The sequence below is a fragment of the Wolbachia endosymbiont of Pentalonia nigronervosa genome, assembly GCF_014534705.1.
GTDB lineage: Bacteria > Pseudomonadota > Alphaproteobacteria > Rickettsiales > Anaplasmataceae > Wolbachia.
On sequence record NZ_JACVWV010000015.1, the window covers coordinates 1 to 21397 of the forward strand.

At 33.8% G+C, this 21397-nt stretch carries 19 protein-coding genes, 1 tRNA gene and 1 pseudogene; 11 read left to right on the top strand and 10 right to left on the bottom strand.

Translation table 11 applies throughout. The features are described 5' to 3' along the window. The 3 genes and pseudogenes from IC220_RS08100 to IC220_RS02730 form a co-directional block, all read right to left on the bottom strand. A pseudogene (locus tag IC220_RS08100) lies at nucleotides 1-199 on the bottom strand (IS110 family transposase); the annotation flags it as partial. Next, nucleotides 114-1472 (bottom strand): hypothetical protein, encoded by a 1359-nt coding sequence (locus IC220_RS02725; RefSeq protein WP_188153060.1) that lies wholly within the window; start codon nucleotides 1470-1472, stop codon nucleotides 114-116. The gene IC220_RS02725 and the pseudogene IC220_RS08100, both read right to left, overlap by 86 nt. Nucleotides 1473-1572: 100 nt before the next feature. Continuing rightward, entirely contained in the window at nucleotides 1573-2319 is a 747-nt protein-coding gene (locus IC220_RS02730; protein WP_188153061.1) for a hypothetical protein, read from the bottom strand. Nucleotides 2320-2497: 178 nt separating this feature from the next. On the opposite strand from IC220_RS02730, the gene htpG reads away from it, so the two are divergent. The 3 genes from htpG to hemA all read left to right on the top strand — a co-directional run bounded on the left by htpG (nucleotide 2498) and on the right by hemA (nucleotide 8547). Next, nucleotides 2498-4396, top strand: a complete 1899-nt coding sequence (htpG, locus tag IC220_RS02735; RefSeq protein WP_188153062.1) for a molecular chaperone HtpG — start codon at nucleotides 2498-2500, stop codon at nucleotides 4394-4396. 35 nt (nucleotides 4397-4431) lie between these two features. Beyond that, nucleotides 4432-7269 carry a hypothetical protein gene (locus IC220_RS02740; protein WP_188153063.1) on the top strand — a complete coding sequence of 946 codons (2838 nt, stop codon included), beginning with the start codon at nucleotides 4432-4434 and terminating at the stop codon, nucleotides 7267-7269. 66 nt (nucleotides 7270-7335) lie between these two features. Then, nucleotides 7336-8547, top strand: coding sequence for a 5-aminolevulinate synthase (gene hemA / locus IC220_RS02745; protein WP_188153064.1), 1212 nt, complete (start codon nucleotides 7336-7338; stop codon nucleotides 8545-8547). Between the two features lie 476 nt (nucleotides 8548-9023). Here hemA and rsmD read toward each other — a convergent pair whose 3' ends face one another. From rsmD to IC220_RS02765, 4 genes are read right to left on the bottom strand one after another with little or no spacing between them, the layout of a single operon-like run. Then, nucleotides 9024-9569, bottom strand: coding sequence for a 16S rRNA (guanine(966)-N(2))-methyltransferase RsmD (gene rsmD / locus IC220_RS02750; protein WP_188153065.1), 546 nt, complete (start codon nucleotides 9567-9569; stop codon nucleotides 9024-9026). A 45-nt stretch (nucleotides 9570-9614) separates the two neighbouring features. Next, nucleotides 9615-10496, bottom strand: a complete 882-nt coding sequence (locus tag IC220_RS02755) for an RluA family pseudouridine synthase (RefSeq protein ID WP_223158747.1) — start codon at nucleotides 10494-10496, stop codon at nucleotides 9615-9617. A gap of 16 nt (nucleotides 10497-10512) precedes the next feature. Beyond that, nucleotides 10513-12507: a hypothetical protein gene (locus IC220_RS02760; RefSeq protein ID WP_188153067.1), complete on the bottom strand. Its 1995-nt coding sequence runs from the start codon at nucleotides 12505-12507 to the stop codon at nucleotides 10513-10515. Between the two features lie 51 nt (nucleotides 12508-12558). Beyond that, complete coding sequence (locus IC220_RS02765; RefSeq protein WP_188153077.1) at nucleotides 12559-14559, bottom strand: ComEC/Rec2 family competence protein; 2001 nt, start codon at nucleotides 14557-14559, stop codon at nucleotides 12559-12561. Between the two features lie 84 nt (nucleotides 14560-14643). On the opposite strand from IC220_RS02765, the gene IC220_RS02770 reads away from it, so the two are divergent. Then, a tRNA-Met gene (locus IC220_RS02770) sits at nucleotides 14644-14720 on the top strand. Nucleotides 14721-14778: 58 nt separating this feature from the next. Here the strand turns inward: IC220_RS02770 and IC220_RS02775 are convergent. Together IC220_RS02775 and ftsA are read right to left on the bottom strand one after the other, a co-directional pair. Next, nucleotides 14779-15222 (bottom strand): SWIM zinc finger family protein, encoded by a 444-nt coding sequence (locus tag IC220_RS02775; protein WP_369408750.1) that lies wholly within the window; start codon nucleotides 15220-15222, stop codon nucleotides 14779-14781. A 37-nt stretch (nucleotides 15223-15259) separates the two neighbouring features. Next, nucleotides 15260-16498, bottom strand: a complete 1239-nt coding sequence (gene ftsA / locus IC220_RS02780; RefSeq protein WP_188153068.1) for a cell division protein FtsA — start codon at nucleotides 16496-16498, stop codon at nucleotides 15260-15262. 94 nt (nucleotides 16499-16592) lie between these two features. Between ftsA and def the strand changes: the two genes are divergently transcribed. The 5 genes from def to IC220_RS02805 all read left to right on the top strand — a co-directional run bounded on the left by def (nucleotide 16593) and on the right by IC220_RS02805 (nucleotide 19170). After that, entirely contained in the window at nucleotides 16593-17126 is a 534-nt protein-coding gene (def, locus tag IC220_RS02785; protein WP_188153069.1) for a peptide deformylase, read from the top strand. After that, nucleotides 17119-17913 carry a uracil-DNA glycosylase gene (locus tag IC220_RS02790; RefSeq protein ID WP_188153070.1) on the top strand — a complete coding sequence of 265 codons (795 nt, stop codon included), beginning with the start codon at nucleotides 17119-17121 and terminating at the stop codon, nucleotides 17911-17913. Before def ends, IC220_RS02790 begins: the two co-directional genes overlap by 8 nt. Before the next feature lie 34 nt (nucleotides 17914-17947). Next, on the top strand, nucleotides 17948-18523 hold the full coding sequence (gene pdxH / locus IC220_RS02795; protein ID WP_188153071.1) for a pyridoxamine 5'-phosphate oxidase: 576 nt from the start codon (nucleotides 17948-17950) through the stop codon (nucleotides 18521-18523). A gap of 149 nt (nucleotides 18524-18672) precedes the next feature. Further along, nucleotides 18673-18873: a 50S ribosomal protein L33 gene (gene rpmG, locus IC220_RS02800; RefSeq protein ID WP_188153072.1), complete on the top strand. Its 201-nt coding sequence runs from the start codon at nucleotides 18673-18675 to the stop codon at nucleotides 18871-18873. Nucleotides 18874-18879: 6 nt separating this feature from the next. Next, nucleotides 18880-19170, top strand: a complete 291-nt coding sequence (locus IC220_RS02805) for a helix-turn-helix domain-containing protein (RefSeq protein WP_188153073.1) — start codon at nucleotides 18880-18882, stop codon at nucleotides 19168-19170. Between the two features lie 57 nt (nucleotides 19171-19227). Here the strand turns inward: IC220_RS02805 and IC220_RS02810 are convergent, their stop codons facing one another. Then, nucleotides 19228-20055 carry a pyruvate, water dikinase regulatory protein gene (locus IC220_RS02810; RefSeq protein ID WP_188153074.1) on the bottom strand — a complete coding sequence of 276 codons (828 nt, stop codon included), beginning with the start codon at nucleotides 20053-20055 and terminating at the stop codon, nucleotides 19228-19230. Between the two features lie 336 nt (nucleotides 20056-20391). On the opposite strand from IC220_RS02810, the gene IC220_RS02815 reads away from it, so the two are divergent. Together IC220_RS02815 and IC220_RS02820 are read left to right on the top strand one after the other, a co-directional pair. Beyond that, a complete protein-coding gene (locus tag IC220_RS02815; protein ID WP_188153075.1) occupies nucleotides 20392-21132 on the top strand; it encodes a hypothetical protein in 741 nt (246 codons plus the stop codon). Nucleotides 21133-21142: 10 nt separating this feature from the next. Beyond that, the coding region (locus IC220_RS02820) for a hypothetical protein (protein ID WP_188153076.1) at nucleotides 21143-21397 on the top strand (255 nt) is incomplete at its 3' end.

Below are 21397 nucleotides of genomic sequence, written 5' to 3' on the forward strand. Positions count from 1 at the left end.
GCTCAGATCCTATTTTACATATTCGACTTTTTTTACTTACAGACGAACCTGATTGGTAATGTTCAGGATTTAAACCAGCAAAAGCTGCGAATTGTCTAGCGTTATCAAAATTATCAACTGATGGCATTTCTGCGACAACAGCAATGGCGGTAAGATGTCCTATACCTTTTACAGTCTTGATGTTTTCTACCATATTTTTCTGGTCGAAATTCTTTTTCTAGATAATTTAAGTATACCTCTATTACCTGAACCAGTAGCTGTAGTGCATCCTCTTCACCCAATAAATCAAAATTAATGTCCAAAAGGTCAGCAGCTATTTGCCTACTCCCCTCATTTCCATAACAATAATATGTTACAAGGTAATGAGAAATTTTACGCAAGAATAAAACATCCTCTGAATTTTTTGTAATTTCATTATCTGCCACAATCTTACGTATCACCTCACTGCCTATCAAATAATTCATACTTACAAAATGATTAAAGCCTGGAATACTACTACTAATCCATCCACACCATGACATCTCCTTATTCATTATTTTATTACATATTTCATTACACATAACCAAAACATTCATATATTCTACAAACGCTAAAGCAACATCCTTGTCTGCTTTTTTGTAACTTTGTTCATTATTAATGCAAGAAAGATATAGCCGATTTTCCGCATCATCTCGATTAATTAGTGCGCGACGTTGCCGCGAATTTTGTTTTAAAAATTTCTCAATCTGAATCAATATACTACCTTGAATGTTACATTCTTCCAGCATCTGAGTAGCTATGGGTTTCATGCAATTATCTTGTTTACATTGCTTATGGAATGACTCCAAATGATTGAATAACATACATTGGCCATTGAAGTAATTTCTAAAATAACGTTCAGCATTAGATTTTTCTTTTAAGAAACAATCAAAATCATTTGCGATGAAACCTTTTATGCTAGCTTGGCTTGACCTTAAAAACCCATTTAGATTAAGTATAAAATTATCGTGTTTAAAATCATACAACTCCTTTATCTTGTTCAGTGTTGCATACGTTATTTCCTCTACTTTTTCTTCGTTACCAAAAAAATTAACGTTTATCTTACTGAAGGAACTATATTTAAAATCACCTTCTTGAGAAAATTTGTCATTGAAATGCTTCAATATATTGCGTGTAGCAATGATCTTATTCTGTATTGCTGTGGTTATTAATATTTCTTCATCAGACCCACCTTGCCCTTGTACCATATCAGGATGATATATTAAGCAAAGTTTTGTAAGTCTATCATAAACTTCTGTTTGAAAGTATTTTCTGTGATCCTCGATGGTCTTCTTGCCTTTTTTAACCTCCCTTAAGTCGTTATCAAGATCAGATAATACGCTACCTAACTTCAATAATTTGAACGTATTTTCTAAAGTCATGCTATCTATTGTTGTTATGTCATCTTTCTTCTGTTCCTGCTCATCAATCAAAGTACTATTACCTTCAAACATTTTACCCCTCCTTTGCCATTTAAAAAAGTATACCAACATTAACAGCAGCAAAAGCACTGCTAATTCTATGATTAATAAGACTATAAAAGCCATCTTGAGATTACTTACTGAGATTTATTGGACCAGATACCGTAACTTGATCTACCTGAGAATTTGGGTCTTTTCGGTCAGATATTACTTCAATATCATCATCAGAAAACTCATCTGCTATATTGGAAGCTTGATGATTTCTTTTATAATTAAGTGCTGTCAACCAATTTATATAAGGACCCGGATTTTGTGGATCAGGTGTCACTTCAGTATCATCATCAGAAAAATCAGCTACTATAGAGAATTGAGAAGTGCTCATCTGGTCATTTGCTCCATTTAAACCCTGTGTTCCAGTGGCCCCTGATAAGCCTTCTGTTACAGTCTGTGCGCCACTGTGAGATGGGCCTGCTGGTTGCAATGCAGGATGTATATTCAAAAAACTAAGAATCATATTCTGTTGTAATCGCATTTCATTTTTATCTTGCTCCATTTTATTCATCAATTCTTGATGTTTCTTTTCTGCTTCTTTTTTTGCTTCTTCTTTTGCCTGAGATACTTCTACCGTTAAATTTGCTAATTTCTCTTCACTTTTCTCAAATTTTTCTCTTAATTTCTTGTTCTCTTCCTTGAGCTCTTTGCTTGCAGAAGCACTCTCTTGCTTGATTGCCTCAATCTGCTTATCGCAATTTTTTGACATGTTTTCATTCTGATTCCGTAGCTCTAATACAATTTTTTCGTACTGAGCCTTAGCAAATGCAGCTCCTGCTGCTGCCCCAGCTACACTACCAACTGCTGCTGCTGCTCCTACTACTAACATAACACACCCCCATGAATTTAATAAATATGGATCAAAATAGCATAGTGAAATTTACAATGCAACTAATATTTTCAATAAAAATGTAATATTAGCTGTGATAATTTTTTAACGTGAAAACTTGAAAATTTGCAATTTAGTACTTAAGTCTATTAATAGCAAGTAAACAACGGAGGTCTGTATGCACGATGTAAAAGAAATTGAAAACTTAAAATTCGATGCTGAAGTAGGTAAAGTATTGAATATAGTCATTCATTCGCTTTATACTAATAAAGATATTTTTTTACGTGAATTAATTTCAAATGCATCTGACGCATGTGATAAATTACAATACGAATCTCAGCTTAATCAGAATTTACTAGATTCCCACGATCCGTTGAAAATTACTATCAGTGTTGATAAAGACAAAAATCAACTATGCATTACTGACAATGGTATTGGAATGAGTAAGCAAGATTTAATAAGTAATCTTGGAACAATTGCAAGTTCTGGTACACAAAGGTTTTTAGATGCAATAAAGAATAATCAAGATTCAAATCAGGCTGTTGAGCTAATCGGTAAATTTGGTGTTGGTTTTTACTCAAGCTTTATGGTTGCATCAGAAGTTATAGTGGAGTCACGAAAAGTAGGCGAAGAAGAGTCTTGGGTGTGGAAATCTAAGGGCGATGGGGAATATTCAATAAGTAAGTTGACTGATCAAATGTCCAGGGGTACTAAAATCACTCTAATAATGCGTCCTGAAGAAAGTGAATTTTTGGATAAGTTTCGTATTGAACATATCGTTACCACTTACTCAGATCATATTAATTTTCCAATTGAGTTTATAAATGAAAAGGGAGAAAGTGAAAAGTTAAATAGTAAAGCTGCAATTTGGACTAAGTCAAAAAATGATGTCACTCAAGAAGAGCATAACGAATTTTTCCGTAGTGTTGCACGAATTGGCGGTGAGCCTTGGATGATATTACATAACAAAAATGAAGGGGCGGTAGAGTACATAAATCTGCTGTATGTTCCTTCTATTAAGCCTTTTGATTTATTTCACCCGGATAGACGTTGCTCCGTAAAATTATACGTAAATAAAGTCTTTATTACTGAAGATAACGTGCAAATCATTCCACAGTACCTACGCTTTCTGAAGGGTATTGTTGATTCACCAGATTTACCTTTGAACATCAGCAGAGAAACTTTGCAAAATAACCGTGTTGTTGGGCAAATCAAAAAGTCGCTTACTAAGCGTGTGATATCTGAACTCAGTAAAAAAGCGAATGAGGATTTGGAAGGTTACACAGAGTTCTGGACAAATTTTGGCGCAGTTTTAAAAGAAGGCCTTTGTGAAGCTATGCCAACCGATGAAAGAGAGGCTTTATTATCTGCCTGCAGGTTTCATAGTACAGGCAACGATAAGTTAGTCAGTGTTGAAAATTACATAGAAAGAATGAAACCTGAACAAGAATATATATACTACCTCACGGGTAATAGCTTGGATTCAGTAAAAAATAGTCCACAGCTTGAAGGTTTTATAAATAAAGGGTTAGAGGTTCTTCTCTTTGTTGATCCAGTTGATGATTTTTGGACTAGTGTTATTAATGAGTATAAAGACCATAAATTTAAGTCTGTAACCCGCGCAGATGTGGACTTAGAAAAATTTTCTTCAAGAGAGAATGAGAAGAAAGATGAAGAAACTGAATCAGGTGAAAAAGAGAATGCAGACTCTATACTGCAATATTTTACTAAAGTGCTAGGGGATTTAGTCAAAAGTGTAAAAATTTCTAAAAAATTGACCGATAGTCCTGTATGTTTAGCTGTTGATGAAGGTGCTATGGATCTTAGAATGGAGCGTTTTTTGCGTGAACAAAAGCAACTGAATTACCGTACTCCAAAAGTGTTAGAGATTAATACTAAGCACCCGATCATAAAAAGCATGATAAAATCTCACGCTGAAAACAATGAAGGATCTATTTTGGAAGATATGATATACTTATTATTCTACCAAGCTTGCATTGCTGAAGGTGAAGAAATAGAAGATATTAGTAATTTTTCTAAAAAATTAAATAACTTACTTGCACAAATTGCCGTCTAGTTGTATACTTAATCATCTATAATTGGTGATTAAGTATGATTGGAGTAGTGAGTTTTTTTAAAGAAGTATTGAAGGCATTGAAGGCAAAGCAACTTGAAAGTCCTGATGGTACAGGCGTTGATCAGGATTTTGTACATGTGAAATCTCCTCTTGATGATATAAAAAGCATTCTAAATCAAGCTATAGAAGGCGATTATTCGGAATTAGATGAGATTGTAAAGAATATTGAAGGTTATAGAAATAAACCTATTAAACTGGATTCTGAAAATCTCAAGAATTTCTGTTCACAATGGTTTGGGTTTAAATTAGATCCAAAAAGAGAAATAAGAAGAGATCATCATTATATACATTCAAATATACTCTCGCACTATAGCTGTGATGAACAGTTCATATATAAGCATTGTGTAAGCGAGCTTTTATTACTAGCAATTGCAGCTAATGATCAGCTTGCAGAAAGATATCATAAAGAGCTTTTTGCTGAGAAAAATTTAAGTCTTTTACCACTGCTGGTTGGTGGTAAGTGGTATGTATCAGAATTTATAGAAAGATTTCATGAACTTTATTCAACATTGAAAGGAAAAACAATTACCCTATTTAATAGAGAAACTATAAGTCTCTTTTCAGCCATGGCTTTACGCAAAGAGCAAGGATTATTAGATGCGGTCCTTGTTCAATATGCTCTTAATGATCTTAAACCGGAATTGCAAAAGGATCAAGAAGCTGGAGAGGCTCTAGAGGCCCAGGGACATTACAAATATCCTCCGTATGGTGTGCTTGCAGGGGCAGCGATGGTAGGAAATAACGTGTTTGTAGAGAAAGTATTAGAATTCATAGAGAAAGGTGATAGTAGTGGAAATGATCTATTAAAAAGCAGTGTTATCACTTTACTTGTTAATGCAGTAAGTATGGAAGTGGATTCGATAGTAGAGTGTTTATGTAAAAAATGCATTGAACACAAAAATCCGGTAGTTCAGAAAATTTATCAAGCAGCACTTTCTGATGATGAGGTTATTAAACAAATTAAAAAACAAATTTTGGGGAATATCCATTGTGCAGAAGGAAATCGTCTACATAAACAACAAGATATTTATGAGACAATTCTAAAAACTGCTTCACGTGTTAACAATATGAAATTCGTAGTAAAGATCTTAGATGAGATTGAAAGTAACCCACAGCTTTTTACTACTGACAAAGATGGAAAAAACCTTTTACGAGACAGCCTAAATACTATTTTAGAACATGACGAAGGCAGAATCTTAATTGAAAAGAGAATGTCTGCTGAAATGGATGATAAAGTTGAGAAAATATACGATGAGGTATATAAAAGTAGAAAAGCTTTTGATCCAATACAAGAAATCGATACAACAGTTAGCACGGGACAAAAGGCTATAGAATCAAATTCTCCGGAGGAAAATACAATGACTAATGATAATGAAATAACAAAGCCAACTACTGAATCTCATGCTCAAAGCAGAAGCTCTTCAACAGAGAGTATTTCAAACGATAGTGGGGTTGGTGAAAGTGGAGGATCTGATAGTGCTGATGAAGAACAACCTTCACTAACCGGTACTGAAAATTCATCAAGAACACCTGAAAATAATGATCAAAAGCCTATAAAGCAAGTACATTTTCCAAATGGTAGTCAATTAGAACGAGTGCATGAAATAATACCTTGTCCGAATTCTAATGAAGAGTTAGATGAAACACCAGGTCACAAATTTCGCATCGCAGATTCTTTGTATGCTAAATTACAAGCTAAAAAAAACGATGGAGAGTATTACGATAGTGCAAAGTCCGGTGGTATATTACGTAAAGACTTATCTAGAAATGGTATAATTATTAACGATAAGGAGATGCCTGCGGGCGACATTAAAGAATTGTATAATACATATGAGAAGAACCCACAGAATTCTCTTATAACGATGGCCACAAGTATTCTTGCTCTGGCTTTTGAAAATACTAAGAAAAAAGTTCCGAAAACAGAAGTTCCTACTGCTTCCATTATAAAAGAATTGGCCATGAATTATAATCAAATTGGACACTGGGCTTTCACACACGAACAAGTAGGCGGCATGTTGCAGTTAGCTAATCTAGGGCTACCTACGATAAAGTATAAACCAAGTATTTATTGTGATCATTCGAATTGTGTAATTATTAAATTTGAATTTTTAGGATATATAGCTCCTCTCGATGATGGAACCAAAGAGTTATGTAAATTAAATAGTACACTTAAGTTTAATCTTGAAGCTACAGATGAAGGGGTAGAATATAAAGATGTTATAATATCACTTGATTCGTCTAAAGAGTTAGAAGTTAGATATGTTGAAGTGCCGCGTGATAATCCTGAAGCTGATGCATCTGAAGCGCCGAAAATTAAAGTTGTATCATTGATACCTGAGATTAGAAAATATTTGTCAAGTGGCGTACTACCAGGATTCTCGACATCGACTAAAATTGATGTTTTACACAACGGTGAAGTTGTTTTTTCATACGATAAAAATGAAAAGCGCAACCAACGGAGTAAAAGATCTACTATAAAAAATGAAAATGCAGATCAAGGTACTGTCGGTCAACACAGTCAATCACAAAGCAATAAAACTTACAGAAATGCGCTATTTACCACAACTATTGCAACATTTACAGTAGCACTGACAGCAACTGCAGCAGCTTCGGTATTTACTGCAATTTATCATGAAACAATGCCAATAAAATTAGTAGAAGCAGTGGGAACTTATAGCCTAGGTATTGCATTAATCGCAGCTTGTTGTTTGGCTGTTACAGCAATTATATATTGTTGTACTAAACCTGCAAACTTACTTGAAAACAATAATATTGAAGGGCGAATCAACTCACAGATTGTAACAGGAAGTTAAAATAAGTATTGTAGCCTATCATTTAATAATTTATTATAATTGTATTAACTATTAGTAGATAAAAACTTGGTAGACTACGAGAAAATATTTTCAAACAAAATAAAGAGTATTAAAGACGAAGGTCGCTACCGTGAATTTACGAATTTTGCTTCGTTGCCTGGTAAGCTTCCCTACATTATGGATTATGAAAGAAATAGGGAAGTGGTTGTATGGTGCAGTAACAATTATTTAGGAATGGTACAAAATGAAAGTGTTATTTCTGCCATTAAAAATTCCTCCACTCAAGTGGGTGCAGGAGGTACAAGAAATATATCGGGCACAACGAAAGAAGTTGTTGAATTAGAAAAATCTTTAGCTGATCTACATCAAAAAGAAGCCGCTTTAACTTTTGCCTGCGGCTATTTAGCTAATCAAACTTCACTAAGCACTTTATCATCTATTATTCCTGATGTAGTAATTCTTTCAGATGAAAAGAATCATTCCTCAATGATTGAAGGAATAAAGTCTGGAAGAAGGCCAAAACATATATTTAGACATAATGATGTTGATCATTTAGAGCAATTATTAAAGTCTATAGGCAGAAATACACCAAAAATAATCGCTTTTGAGTCCGTATACTCAATGGATGGCGATATAGCACCACTTAAAGAAATATGTGACCTTGCTGATCAATACAATGCCATTACGTATTTGGATGAAGTGCATGCAGTTGGACTATATGGCTCTCGTGGTGGCGGAATTACAGAGGAATATGATTTAATGGATAGAGTTACTGTTATTCAAGGTACGTTGTCCAAGGCTTTTGGAGTGATGGGTGGGTATATAGCATCCTCAAAAAACTTGGTAGATGTCATCAGAAGCTCTGCTCCAGGATTTATTTTCACTACGGCTATGTCACCCATTCTTGCAGCAGCAGCTAGAGCTAGTGTTGAACATTTAAAATCAAGCTCTATTGAAAGAGAGAAGCATAAGGTTGTGGTTGAAAAAGTAAAAACCTCATTAAAGAATGCAGGTATTAATTTTATTCCTACAAAAACCCATATAATTCCGATAATAATTGGTGACTCAGAATTATCTAAAAAAGCATCAAAGTTATTATTTGATGAGCATGGAATATATGTACAGCACATAAATTATCCAACAGTACAAAAAGGAACTGAGCGTTTTCGTATCACTCCTACTCCTTATCATACTGATGAGATGATAGAACACTTGATGGATTCCTTGGTAAAAGTTTTTGAAAAATGTAAACTTTGCGCAATTCCAGTTACAGCATAAAATCAGATAGTTGGTTTGCTATCAAAAACAGAGCTAGAAGGAACGTCCCTATTTTCAAATCTTTTCGTCAAGCTGTCCTTTTCTTTAGTTGTTTCTGCTGTTGTGAGAAGGGCTATACTTCACCTTGTTACCACGATTTGTGGCAGTCTAAATCTAACGATCATCAATTTTAACCACTAATTAAGTTAACTACTGTATAATTTATATAGGTTGATAAGGCTAGAGGAAATCGGTCAAGCTAGGTTTTTAATCTAGCCTGACCGATAGCTTTAATAGTGAGGTAAGCTTTAATATAGCACAACGAATTTATATTGCTATACCCATGCACAAGTTTTTTTTAGTTTGTGCACGGGCATTAATAGATTATTTACTTTTGAAAATCTGATGAGCTTAGGTGTATGGCTCCAGAGTGTAATAACGTTTCTCTTTCACAACCATTATACCCTGGAATCATGCACCTTAGAGGGTTTAACATACTATAATTTTGAAAGAAAAATTATTCTTGCTATACCATAAGTACGTTCTAAAACTACATTAAAATTTTTGTTGCAGTGAAAATCTTCATTTTTTCTAATTTCCAGGACTATCAATGCATCGTCACTTAACCAGCCTGAACCAGCCAATCCTTCTAAAGTTGATTCAACCAAGTTGCTATGATAAGGTGGATCTATGAAAACTATACCACATTGAGAAATAGATTGCGGTAATTTATCAGCGCTACAGCAGATGAGTGTAATATTATTTATAATGCCAAAATTTTCAGCCGTCTTTTTTGGTAATTGCAAATTGTAATAGTCTGAATCCACCATAAATGCATGTTTAGCACCATGAGAAATTGCTTCAAATGACAGAGCACCACTACCACAAAATAAATCGAGTACATTTAAATTATGAATCGACTTTCTTGAAAGCAATATATTGAATATTGCCTCTCGAACAATATTCATGGTTGGCCTTGCAGCTAGCTGTTTACCTGTAACTATTTTTCTTCCACGGTATTTACCCGCAATAACACGTAACATATTAATCTCACTAAATATTTAAAATCATATCACTGATTTTCTTAACTAAGCAGCAAATTCACTAATTAGAGTCCTTATATCTTGCGGTAAATCAGATTCAAACTCCATATATTTTTTACTTTTTGGATGGCATAATCCTAATTTATAAGCATGCAAAGCTTGTCTATTGAAGTGACAAATAAAATGAGAGTTTTTAGTATATTTCGTACTTTTGCTGCTATTTTTACCATAAACCTGGTCGCCGACTATGGAATGTCCTATATAACTCATATGCACGCGAATTTGGTGTGTTCTACCTGTATCTAAAACACATTCTACTAAGCTTGCACATCCTATAAACTTTTGCACTGAATAATGGGTAACTGCTGACTTACCTATAGTTTTCGTTACACACATTACTTCCCTATTGCCACGCTTTGGAGCAATATTAGTCTTTATAGTTCCTTGCTGAGAAGACAAAGTTCCCCAAACTACTGCTAAATACTTACGCTTTATTTCACGATTTGACAGTGAGGTTGATAGAAAACTATGAGACTCTTCATTTTTTGCGATAACCATTAATCCACTAGTATCTTTATCAAGCCGATGAACAATACCTGGATTATTATTAGGAAGGTAAGCTATCACTGCATTTAAAAGTGTATCGTTGTTTGTCCCTGCTCCAGGATGCACAGTTAACCCACTCTGCTTGTTGAGTACTATGATATCTTCATCTTCATAGATAATATCAAGTTTTATGTTGTAATTAGGTTCAATTGATGTGGATATATCAGGTTGAACAAGGTGTATTGCATACTCATCACCTGGTTTTACTATGTGATCGTTATTAATCATAGGCTTACCAAGCAGCGTTACTTGCTCATTTCGTATTAACTTTTGAGCCTTACTGCGTGATATACTACACTTCTGTGCTATATAACTATCCAACCTTTTCAATGTTAATTCAACCTGGACAAGCTGCTACATACATCGCTTCAATGCTTGGATTTTTCACATCCACATTTGTATCAGGTGGAACAATTTTTTCTCCTGGTTGTTCAACAGTCTTTTCTTGTGCATTAATAAAACAAGTTGTCTGATCACTGTTTTTCCGGTGAGCTACTATTTTGTTATCTAAGCTTCGTAATGGCACTCTTTTACCATTTATTATCAAATCAATGGATCCAAGTAGGTGATAGTAAAAGTCTCTTGGATAACCATTGAGTTTTTCATTCCATGCATCTATTGCGTCTTGCTTATCTTCTTCTGCATGTTTTGCTTTAAGTTCTTTGATCTGCTTCTCCAAAATTCGTATTCTTTCTTGTGATTCCAACCCTTTCTTTATTTTAAGTAATTTATCTTCTTCACTGTCTGGTGGATTAGCAGCATTATCTCCATTTTCAGACCCATTACCACTATCTGGATCTGTTCGATTTGGCTTCTCTTGCTCACCTTTTGCTAATAGTTCTTTTACTCCCTGTATTTCCTTTAATATTGTTCTTTCATTATTAAGTTGAGCTTGCAATTTATTCAGCTTCTCATTTAGTTTCTTTACTTCTATATCCTGTGCACCAATCATACCAATAAATTCAGGTTGAACTTCATCATGGTCTGGTATATCAGGCATTCTTTCTTTGCTAAAACCACCTAAAGCGAACCCACCATATGCTCCTGGGGTCAGCTTGGCCACCCTGTCTTCTGCAGTTCTGAAGAACTTGCTTACATTATTTGCTGCAATCATTATCCCCTCTGCGTTTATCTTGCTCGCCATATCATTTATCTTGTCCGCTATATCTTTAAGGGCATTTATTAAATCCATCATCTCCTCTACATTTACTTCATCCAGTTTATCTTTTACACTCCCTTCAACTCCCTTGCATAACTTATTAACACTTTCGGCTATGCCTTGCAGACATTCAGTAATTGCTTTATCGGCAGTTGTTTTTACTCCATCTACATCTCTTGTTATGTTTGTTTCTAATGTATTAAATAGAGTACGAGTATCAGCTCTTACACCATCAAGTGTTTTCTGGGCTTTGGCGCTTAAAGGTTTCAAAACGCTACTGTCAATTACGCCAATAAAGTCAGTTAGGCGTCTATCCACTAACTTCAATGCCCGAGATATCACACCATTATCTTCACTACTTTCAACCTTGTTTTCCATGACCAATGCAATTTTATTCTGTGAAAAAGGAACAAAAGTATTGAAAAAAGGAATAATGTGTGGGCTTCCGAATTTTACTACAGTGTTAAGTTCATGGTCTATTTTGTTACTTCTCAGTTTATTCAATGCCATGAAAGCACCAACAACAGCAATGGCAACTACCATTGAGATGAAAGATATCTCTTCCCACCCACGTATATTGGCAAAGCCGAATTTTCCAAGCGCAATAGTTACAATCAGATTACTAATTACATATGGTACAATAATAAAAATAACTTTATTTCTATTCTTCGCTGCCTGATTTTCTAATGTTGTTCCTTGTTTTTCAGCAATAGGTACAATTATTGAAATATTTTTATCAGTTATATGACTTATATCAGGAAAAATTTCTATTGCCCGCACATCTTGAGCAAGATGATTTATCTCATCACTTTGTCCACCTCTAATGTCTTTATTTATGAATTTTTCATCTTTTATTTCATGATTGTGTATATATTTAAGGGTAACAGAAGTTAAAAAAGCCGCTACAAGCACGAGGGAAACGAGAGCATATAATGAGATTGCACTTGGATCTAATATATTTGTGAGAAAACTTAGATCATTACGAGTGATCATAATTGCAGCAATATAAGCTAAAGTGAACTGCACCCAAGTGTTAATAGCTACTGTAGATATTGTACCATTTATAGAATATTTCTTTATTGCATACCAGAGCTTAGTAGGATAACCAACAACGTCGGCAACACCGCCCACTCCATGCAGAAATTTAATAGTATTAGAAGGATCTGTACTCATGTTTTTTTTCTTACTTCAATTGAGTTATTATATATTAATTATAATTAAAGATCAAACTTTATGCCAAGGTCTACTAGAACGTGCCTTCTTAATAGTTGTATCATCACGTGTTAACCAGATTGAATGTGTACCATATACCTCTAACTCATCATACCTGATAGTCCGAGTATCGCAGGCTGAATAGTCAAACCTGCGCAATTGAAGTATTAGATCAACATTATTACAATGTTTTAAAATATCCTCTTTTTTGTCAGCCAGCAATACTGATTTACCATTTTCTTGATACACACAACCATCACCATCACATTGTAGTCTTTTATTTGCATTGTTATATTTTGCATGATTCACAATCTTATCTTGTCCATTTTGCCTTGCCCATGTTTTTACAACAAAATTTCTATTTTTTTTTGTGAGAGAATATAACAGGGTATCATTTTCCTTGATAGCGATGTTATCAGCACTTACTAAAATGTCGGGGGTTTTGTAGGCAAGACCAAGACAAATGCCCAGTATAATAAAGAAAATTCCTAAAAAACGCCAATTTTGTTTCCATAGACAAAGCCACAACAATCCAAGTGTTATAACAACAACGGATGAAGCAGGAAAAGCGTGAATGGGAATAATTAAGTATTTTAACTCTGCAATTGTGTTTGTTACATATAAAACACTGTCAACAGGATACTCTATCAATGGCACTATAATTCTTTCGATTCCTAATGGAATTAGCAAAATATAGACTATTCCCATAGGAATAATGATTAATGTCACCACTGGTATAGCAATTAAATTTGTAATGATTCCACTAATCGAAAAATAGTTAAAATTATATATGGTATATGGTACAGTTGCTAAACTTGCTATGACTGAGCTGATCATTATTGACATAAAATACTTGATTACCTTTATGTTGAATAATTTATTAGCATTAATTTGATAGCTAGAAATCAATGCCAATACAGCAGAAAACGACATCTGAAAACCAGGTTTTAAAACTGACTCAGGCTCTATGATCAGTATAATTGAAGCAGCAAATGCAATTGCGATCAACCCTCGATATTTTCTTTCTATCATTGTTGCAATCAACACTAAAATTACCATAACATAGGCACGCTGAGCAGAAATTTGCATACCTGTAATCAATAAATAGAATGTGGTTGGCAGTATAGTAAGAAATGCCGACATTTTTTTCGTATGGTATTTGAGGGTTAAAGTTTCAGACGTTGCAAATAAGCTGCGAAATATTAAAAAAAATAGACCTGCAACAAAAGATAGGTGCAAACCAGATATAGCAAACAAGTGGGCTACACCTGAATTACGTATTGCATCCATTGTTTTTTGATCAATTCCATCTTTTTTACCAATCAGCAATGCAGAAATAATATCAGCATGTGGCTTGCTGATATTGTGCTGTAAGTTTCCATAAATATATTGACGAAAAGAATTGATATATTCCTGAAATTTTTTTACTTCAGCTTTTTTATATAAAGTTATCTTACTTGTTGCAAAGCCTGTGGCACTTATTTTTTGATAATATGCTACTCTTGCAAAATTGTATGAATACTCTGCAGGAGCGATTTTGAGAGGAAAGAGTTTTGCCGATAGCCTTACTTGATCGCCTATTTTAACATCTTTTTCTATTTCAGTTCTGACTGATATTCTAATATTATCTAGCTTAAATCTAGAATTTTTTATTTCATAGAGTAAAAATTGCTTATATAAGCCTTTGTCATTAATATCTTTCACTGTAGCAGTAATGTCTTTTACATATCTTTCTTTACCAAGAATTTTAGTATCTATCAGTGCTGTTCTAATTTTGCTGGTTGTAAATCCTATCAATACTGCAGCTAAAGCAATACATAATATTGCGCATTTTCTATATAATATAAAAAGTGGAATTAACGCTGAAAGAAAAATTAATACAGTGACAATAAGATTAGGTTCAAAACTTAAAGAAAAGTAGATTAAAATTCCCATGCACTGCAATACAGGAATCCATAATATTAGGTTGTATTTTTCGTTGTAAAGATTGTTACGCACATAGCTAATTATCATGGTAAAAAAAGCTGACAAATATGTATGCATAATAGCTCTTGTGTTTCACCTGCATTATATATATAATAATTAAATAAATAATGACGCGGGGTGGAGCAGCACGGTAGCTCGTCAGGCTCATAACCTGAAGGTCATAGGTTCAAATCCTATCCCCGCAACCATTTTCTACACAGGTTGCTGAACTTTAATTTTGTCAATATTAATGAATCGAGTGACGTACTATTCTTCATCATCATCTTCCAACTCATCAATAATCTCTGGATAACAGTCACTTAAGCGAATAATAATTTCAATAAGTTCCTGCTTTGTTTTTTTTCGTAGTGCTTTTTCGAAGCGGTTCTGCTCATCAATGCGATCGGAACATTCTGAAGATGACTGATATCCATGACTATTGTATTGAATCAGAGCAAAACCTGTTGCAGCCATATGCTTACATGGCCCCCAATTTTCAAATGCAGGACAAGAACATTCTCCATCCAGATGCTTACCACCATATCTAAGCGTCACTCTATATACTCCAGATCCAACAACCTTTGATTTAACACAGTAATCTTTAACCGATATTATGTGCACCATTCCATTATTAAAATAAAATTCCCCTCTTGAAAAATAAGGCTCATCAATCAGGTCCTTAATATATGCACGATTTAGTTTTATTCTCACGTGGCACCTTCCTCAAAAATATCTATCAAAAACAGAATCAAACTGTAACTTTTGCTCTAACCCAATTATACAGTCTATTTATTTTACTATCTTGACCTAACATGCTAGAGTTACTTTTATAAAAAGTATCAACTATTAGCTTGATAGAACCTATGGCAGCAGAAAACACCGGATTTTTATCATATTCTCCATCGATACCATTGACCGATATAGGACATCCGATTCTAGTTTTTCTATTGAGTATATAACCTGCAATTTCTTTTATACTTGCTAACTGACTAGTTCCCCCTGTTATTACCACCTTATTGACTGGATCTTTTTGCACATTTAGCTGTTCCTTGACCATTTCAAGTATTTCCTCAACTCTTGGTCTGATAATATTAATAAGTTCAGATTTAAGTACTTGCACAGGATCGTCACTTTCGTTGCTTTGTACTGCAATGCGTTCGCCTTCATCTATTGAAGTGATGATGGTGCTTCCATATAGTATCTTGATACGTTCTGCATTCTCTATGCTTGTACATAACCCATAAGCAATATCTCGAGTTATGTGCATACCGCCAATTGGAATACTGTTTGCATATACAAATTTTCCTCTTGTAAAAATTCCAATTGCAGTACATCCACCACCGATGTCAATAATAGCAGTGCCGAGTTCTTTTTCATCTTCACTTAAGCAAGCCAGTCCAGCAGAATATGAAGATGCAATACAGCCAGCCATATTTAGTCCTCTATTGTTTACTATGCAACTTTCCATGTTGGTTAACGCAGGACGTGAAGCAGTTACAACATTTACATCAGCAGACAATCTTTTTCCATATAATCCACAAACTTCCTTTATATCAATCATATCATCTAAGTGATACTTTAATGGTATATTATGAATAATAACATTCTCTTCAATATATTTTTCAAATGTTTGAAAAATCACACGCTTTATATCCCGGTCAGAAATTTGATGGCTGGATGAGATAATTTCATTATGAACATTGAAAGAAGAAATGTTACATCCGGCAACGCTAACATATATTTGGTCTATAGTTTCTTCTGATACTTGCTCTGCTAAACTTATAGTTGATGAGATAGAATAACCTGCATGTTTTACATTTGTGATTGATCCACCACTTATACCTTCTGCAATCTTATAACCTATTCCTGTTACCTTGTAACTAGAATTATTGTTTACTTTAACAATCAAACATACAATTTTTGTTGTACCTATATCTAAAACAGCAAAAACATTTCTTTTTGGTTTTACTATTACTGCAGAGTACATATAAAATTCCTAGTAGTTTTTTCTATTGCAAAAATACAGCAACACTTTAATATACCTAGATAAAGAAAAAAAAGGAATATAGAAATTAAGTTTTATGTCTAGGTTACCAATTGTCATTGCTCCGGATGAGAGATTAATCACACGCGCCAGTGAAATACAAGAGATAAACGATAAAGTTAAAGAATTGGTAAATGACATGTTCGAAACTGTAGAGCATGCTGACGGTTTTGGCCTCGCTGCAGTGCAAGTTGGAGTATTGAAAAGAGTTTTTGTTACACGTATACCATCAGAATATCAGGATGAGCAACAGGGATATCAATCAACAGGATCTTTTTGTATGATAAATCCGGAAATAACAGAACTATCTGATGAATTAGTAATCCTTGCAGAAGGCTGTCTCTCAATTCCAGAACAAAGACATGAAATAAAACGTCCAAAATACCTTACAGTAAAGTATAAGGACTTAAATAATGAAGAACAGGTGCTTAAAGCTAATGGTTGGCTTGCTAGATGCATACAACATGAACTGGACCATTTAAATGGCATATTATATATTAGACATTTATCTAAATTAAAGTATGATATGGCTATGAGAAAGGCAGAAAAAATCAAAAAGCATTATGAGTGAAAAAGATCTAGAATTACTAAAGTTTTACCATGAAATGGGAGTTGATTGCACAGTTAGAGAAAATTTAAAGGAAGAAAAAGTAGCAAGTATAGAGGATAACGGACCTCCACAGGAAGAAAGCTCTTTTGAAAAACCGTTATCTAGCAATAAAAAAGAGCCACAAAGTTTGTTCCCTAGTGATTGGATAATTGAAGCAAGAAAACTTGCAGATCAGTGTAGTAGTATTGATGAGTTAAGAAATACGGTCAGATCTTTTGAAGGATGTGAAATAAAAAAAACTGCTACTAATACTGTTTTTTCTGATGGTAATCCACATGCAAAGATTATGCTTATAGGTGAAGCTCCGGGAGCAAATGAGGACATACAAGGTATACCGTTTTGTGGTGCAAGTGGAATGCTGCTTGATAAAATGTTAAATGCAATTAATCTTGATCGTACAAAAGTGTATATAAGCAATACTGTATTTTGGCGCCCACCTGGTAATAGAAAACCTACAGACCTAGAGCTTGATATGTGTAGACCATTTGTAGAAAAACATATTGCATTGGTTGCACCACAAATTTTAGTTTTAGTAGGTGGAATAGCATGTTATAGCCTGCTCGATAATACGAAAACCATCTCAAACTTGCGTGGCAAATTTCACACTTATACTAATCAATATCTGTCTAACTCAATTACTACAGCTGCTATATTCCATCCAGCTTATTTATTACGTCAACCTTTACAAAAGCGTTTAGCTTGGGAAGATTTAAAGAAGATTAGAGAATATCTTGATAAACTTCTATGAGCTTTTTCTGTTTACCTACTTTACGTTACAGCACATGACATTTTTCCCTAAAGAAGATCCGTTTGACTTGTTTTCAGAGTGGTACAGCAATTCACTATCCTCTGTTATGACACTTGCAACATGCAGTAAAGAACATGTTCCATCTGCAAGAGTAGTACTATTGAAGAAGTATGATAAAGAAGGATTTGTATTTTTTACCAACATAAACAGCAGAAAAGGTAAAGATTTGATGGAGAATCCAAAAGCTGCACTACTGTTTCATTGGGCAGAATTTTTTAGACAAGTACGAATTGAAGGAGACGTAAAACTTCTAAGCAGTGACAAAGCAGATGAGTATTATTCCTCTCGCTCACGTGACAGTCAAATTAGTGCATGGTGCTCAAAACAGTCCAGCGTTTTAAAGGATTGGCGCGATTTTGAACAAAGCATCGCATTAAAAAGTAAAGAGTTTCACGATCAACAAATTCCACGTCCAGACTTTTGGGTAGGATTTTGTGTAATTCCCAAAATAATGGAATTTTGGCAAGAAGGTGAACACAGAAGACACATAAGATTTAGATATACTTTGATAGAGAAAAATACTTGGAAGATAGAGCAGTTATATCCTTAAGTAGATTCCTTTCGTATTATGAGTGATAATTAAATTTACGGCTTCTTACCCTTTCTTTTGCTTCATTTCACTTTTTTCACAACAGGCCAAAAAGAAGTTGACTTTTCATATTTGGCTTAATAGACTTAACTTATTTAATTAGTATAATTATGGCTAAAAAGAATGCTTCTCTACTCGTGAAACTAGTTAGTACTGCAACTAAAGAAACAAATACTGGTGAAAAAAAACTGACGGGTTACTTTTATGTAAAGAAGCGCAATCCAAAAAAACTTACTAAGAAGTTAGAGTTTAGAAAATATGATCCTGTAGTAAGGAAGCATGTGTTATTTAAAGAAGAAAAGTTAAAGTAGCTTATTATGCAAAGTTCACAATCAAATTATTCAGTAGTCATAGAGTTAGGTAATCCTAAAGATGTAAAATTGGAGTTAATGAAAATTATTGCACAAGTAATAAGCACAAGATATAAGACACAAAAAGAAGCAGCAAGTGTACTGAATATTGATCAGCCCAAAGTATCTCAAATTAATAGATTAAAAATTGAAGGTTTTTCTTTAAAGTACTTAATTCACCTGTTAGCTATGTTGGATCACGAAGTAAAGATAAAAATACAGGAAAATCGTGAATTACATCCATTAGAGTTGGTGTAATCAAAAAATAGAATATATCGGAGTTTATCCTAGTTTTTTGCTTATTTCTCTGGGGTTTTAATAGGTAATCATTTTATTGAAATATTGTATAATTGTGGTCGATACTTCTTCTATTGATTTTTGTGTAACATTAATAATTGGCCATTTTTGCTCTTCAAAAAGCTCTTCTGCTTTCTTAATTTCTATTTTAACTTTCTCATAATTAGCATACGTATCATTACTTTCATTATTAATTGCAGTAAGTCTATTCTTACGTATTTCTATTAGCCTATTAACATCTATAGTCAGCCCAATCACTAATTTTTTTTTCAATGTTTTTAAATCAACATAAAAGGGTATATCGCCGACAAAGGGAATATTAGCCACCTTATATCCCCTATAAGCTAGATACATGCTAGTTGGCGATTTTGAGGTGCGAGAAACCCCAACTAAAATTATATCTGCTTGATTGATATCCTGAATATTTTGTCCATCATCATGATTAATAGTATAGTTTATTGCTTCAATACGTTGAAAATATTCGTAATTTATTTCAGCATATAAATTGGGGTTTAAATCTTTTTGAATATTGAGATAAGATGAAATTTCCCTAATAATATGTGAGAGTATCGCTATATAAGGCACTTTCAACTCTCCACAATTATCTTTCAGGTATCTTCTCAATTTATCATCGGTAACAGTACATATTACAAAATTATACTCGCTATTTTTGCTCCTGATTTTTTCTATAATTTCATTAATTTGTTCTTTACTATCTACAAAAGACCAGACGTATTCCACCACTTCCACGGAGCTGAAGTGCTTAAGAGCCGATTTTGCAACCGATATAACAGTTTCACCACTTGAATCTGATACTAAATGTAAATGAAGTTTTTTTAGAGTCATGAATAAATTTTAGATATATCGTGTAGTATCTTAAAGGTTACTTAGAATTATACAAAAAATCCAGTTAATATATTTAAAATTAACAAACCGTTACTGAAGTATTTATCTTAAGGGATAGGTTAGACCTCTTTCGTAACTCAATTTCTGATGGCAATTTTGTTGTCGAAGCCGAGCTGCGCTCCTCAAATACATCCAAGTATTCTGTGGTGCTCGCTTAAGCTTCTTCTAAAAATTTCTCACCATAAATCGAGTTACGAAAGAGGTCTACTCATCTAGTTATTAAAATATTAATAATATAAATCTACAATTTAATAAAGTTATAAATTTAATACTAGAATGGTAGAAGCAGCGCAAACTCAAACTCAAGCTAGTCAAAAAAATTATATTAGCAAGAAAATACAGTTAAGTGTTGAAAAACGCATCAGAGCTTGGTCAAAACGAGTAACATCGGTATTATCCATTACTAATGCAAGCATATCTGTAATTGTAAATTCGATAAACCTTATAATCCGACCGATAGTTGCAGCTAATGTGCTGCTCAGTAATATCGGCATAAGTGTTTTTTTCAACGCAATATCGTTTACTCTAAACATGCACTCACTTGCTAATCATTTTAGAGAGAAAAAAATATTCAAAAAATTTAACATAGAAAGAACACCAGAAGAAAAAAAGAGAAGTAAACATAAACTTCAATGCATTTGTTTAGATCTTCTATGTGATATATTCTTTTTTGCATCAGCTGCTGTTTCCCTTGCTTTATTCGGTAATCCTATAGTTCTCTCTATATCAATGCCTCTCCTTGTATTGGGTGGTTTGGTAATGACTGGTAACATCATTAAGTCTACAATACATCAAGTGCAAGAATACAAACATCATTTAAAACAACCTGAAGGTCAAGGAAAAGAAGAACAATATAAAAAAGATATAAAAACATCACGTGTTTATCGAATCATGAGATGGTTTTTGCCTGAATCTATAGTCTTAGCAAAATGGCATGCTCAACAAGAAGATAAAAGAGAAAAATTGATAATAAAATGCTTGAGAAAAAAAAACAGAAGAATTGATGGGTCAAAGTAATGAGTATGAAATGACTGATATACAACATGAAAACCCTACTGTACAAAAAAAGTTAAATGCAGGTGGATCTGACATCACATCTCGCGAGAGATCATCTTCTACAGTTCCTACAGTAAGCGGTAACGTAGAAGGGACAACAGTTCAACCGGTAACAACTCGAGATGAACAAAATCAAGATGTTGCTCTTGCAGAGCCTGCTGTACAATTAAGTGAATCTGACATCACATCTCGCGAGAGATCATCTTCTACAGTTCCTACAGTAAGC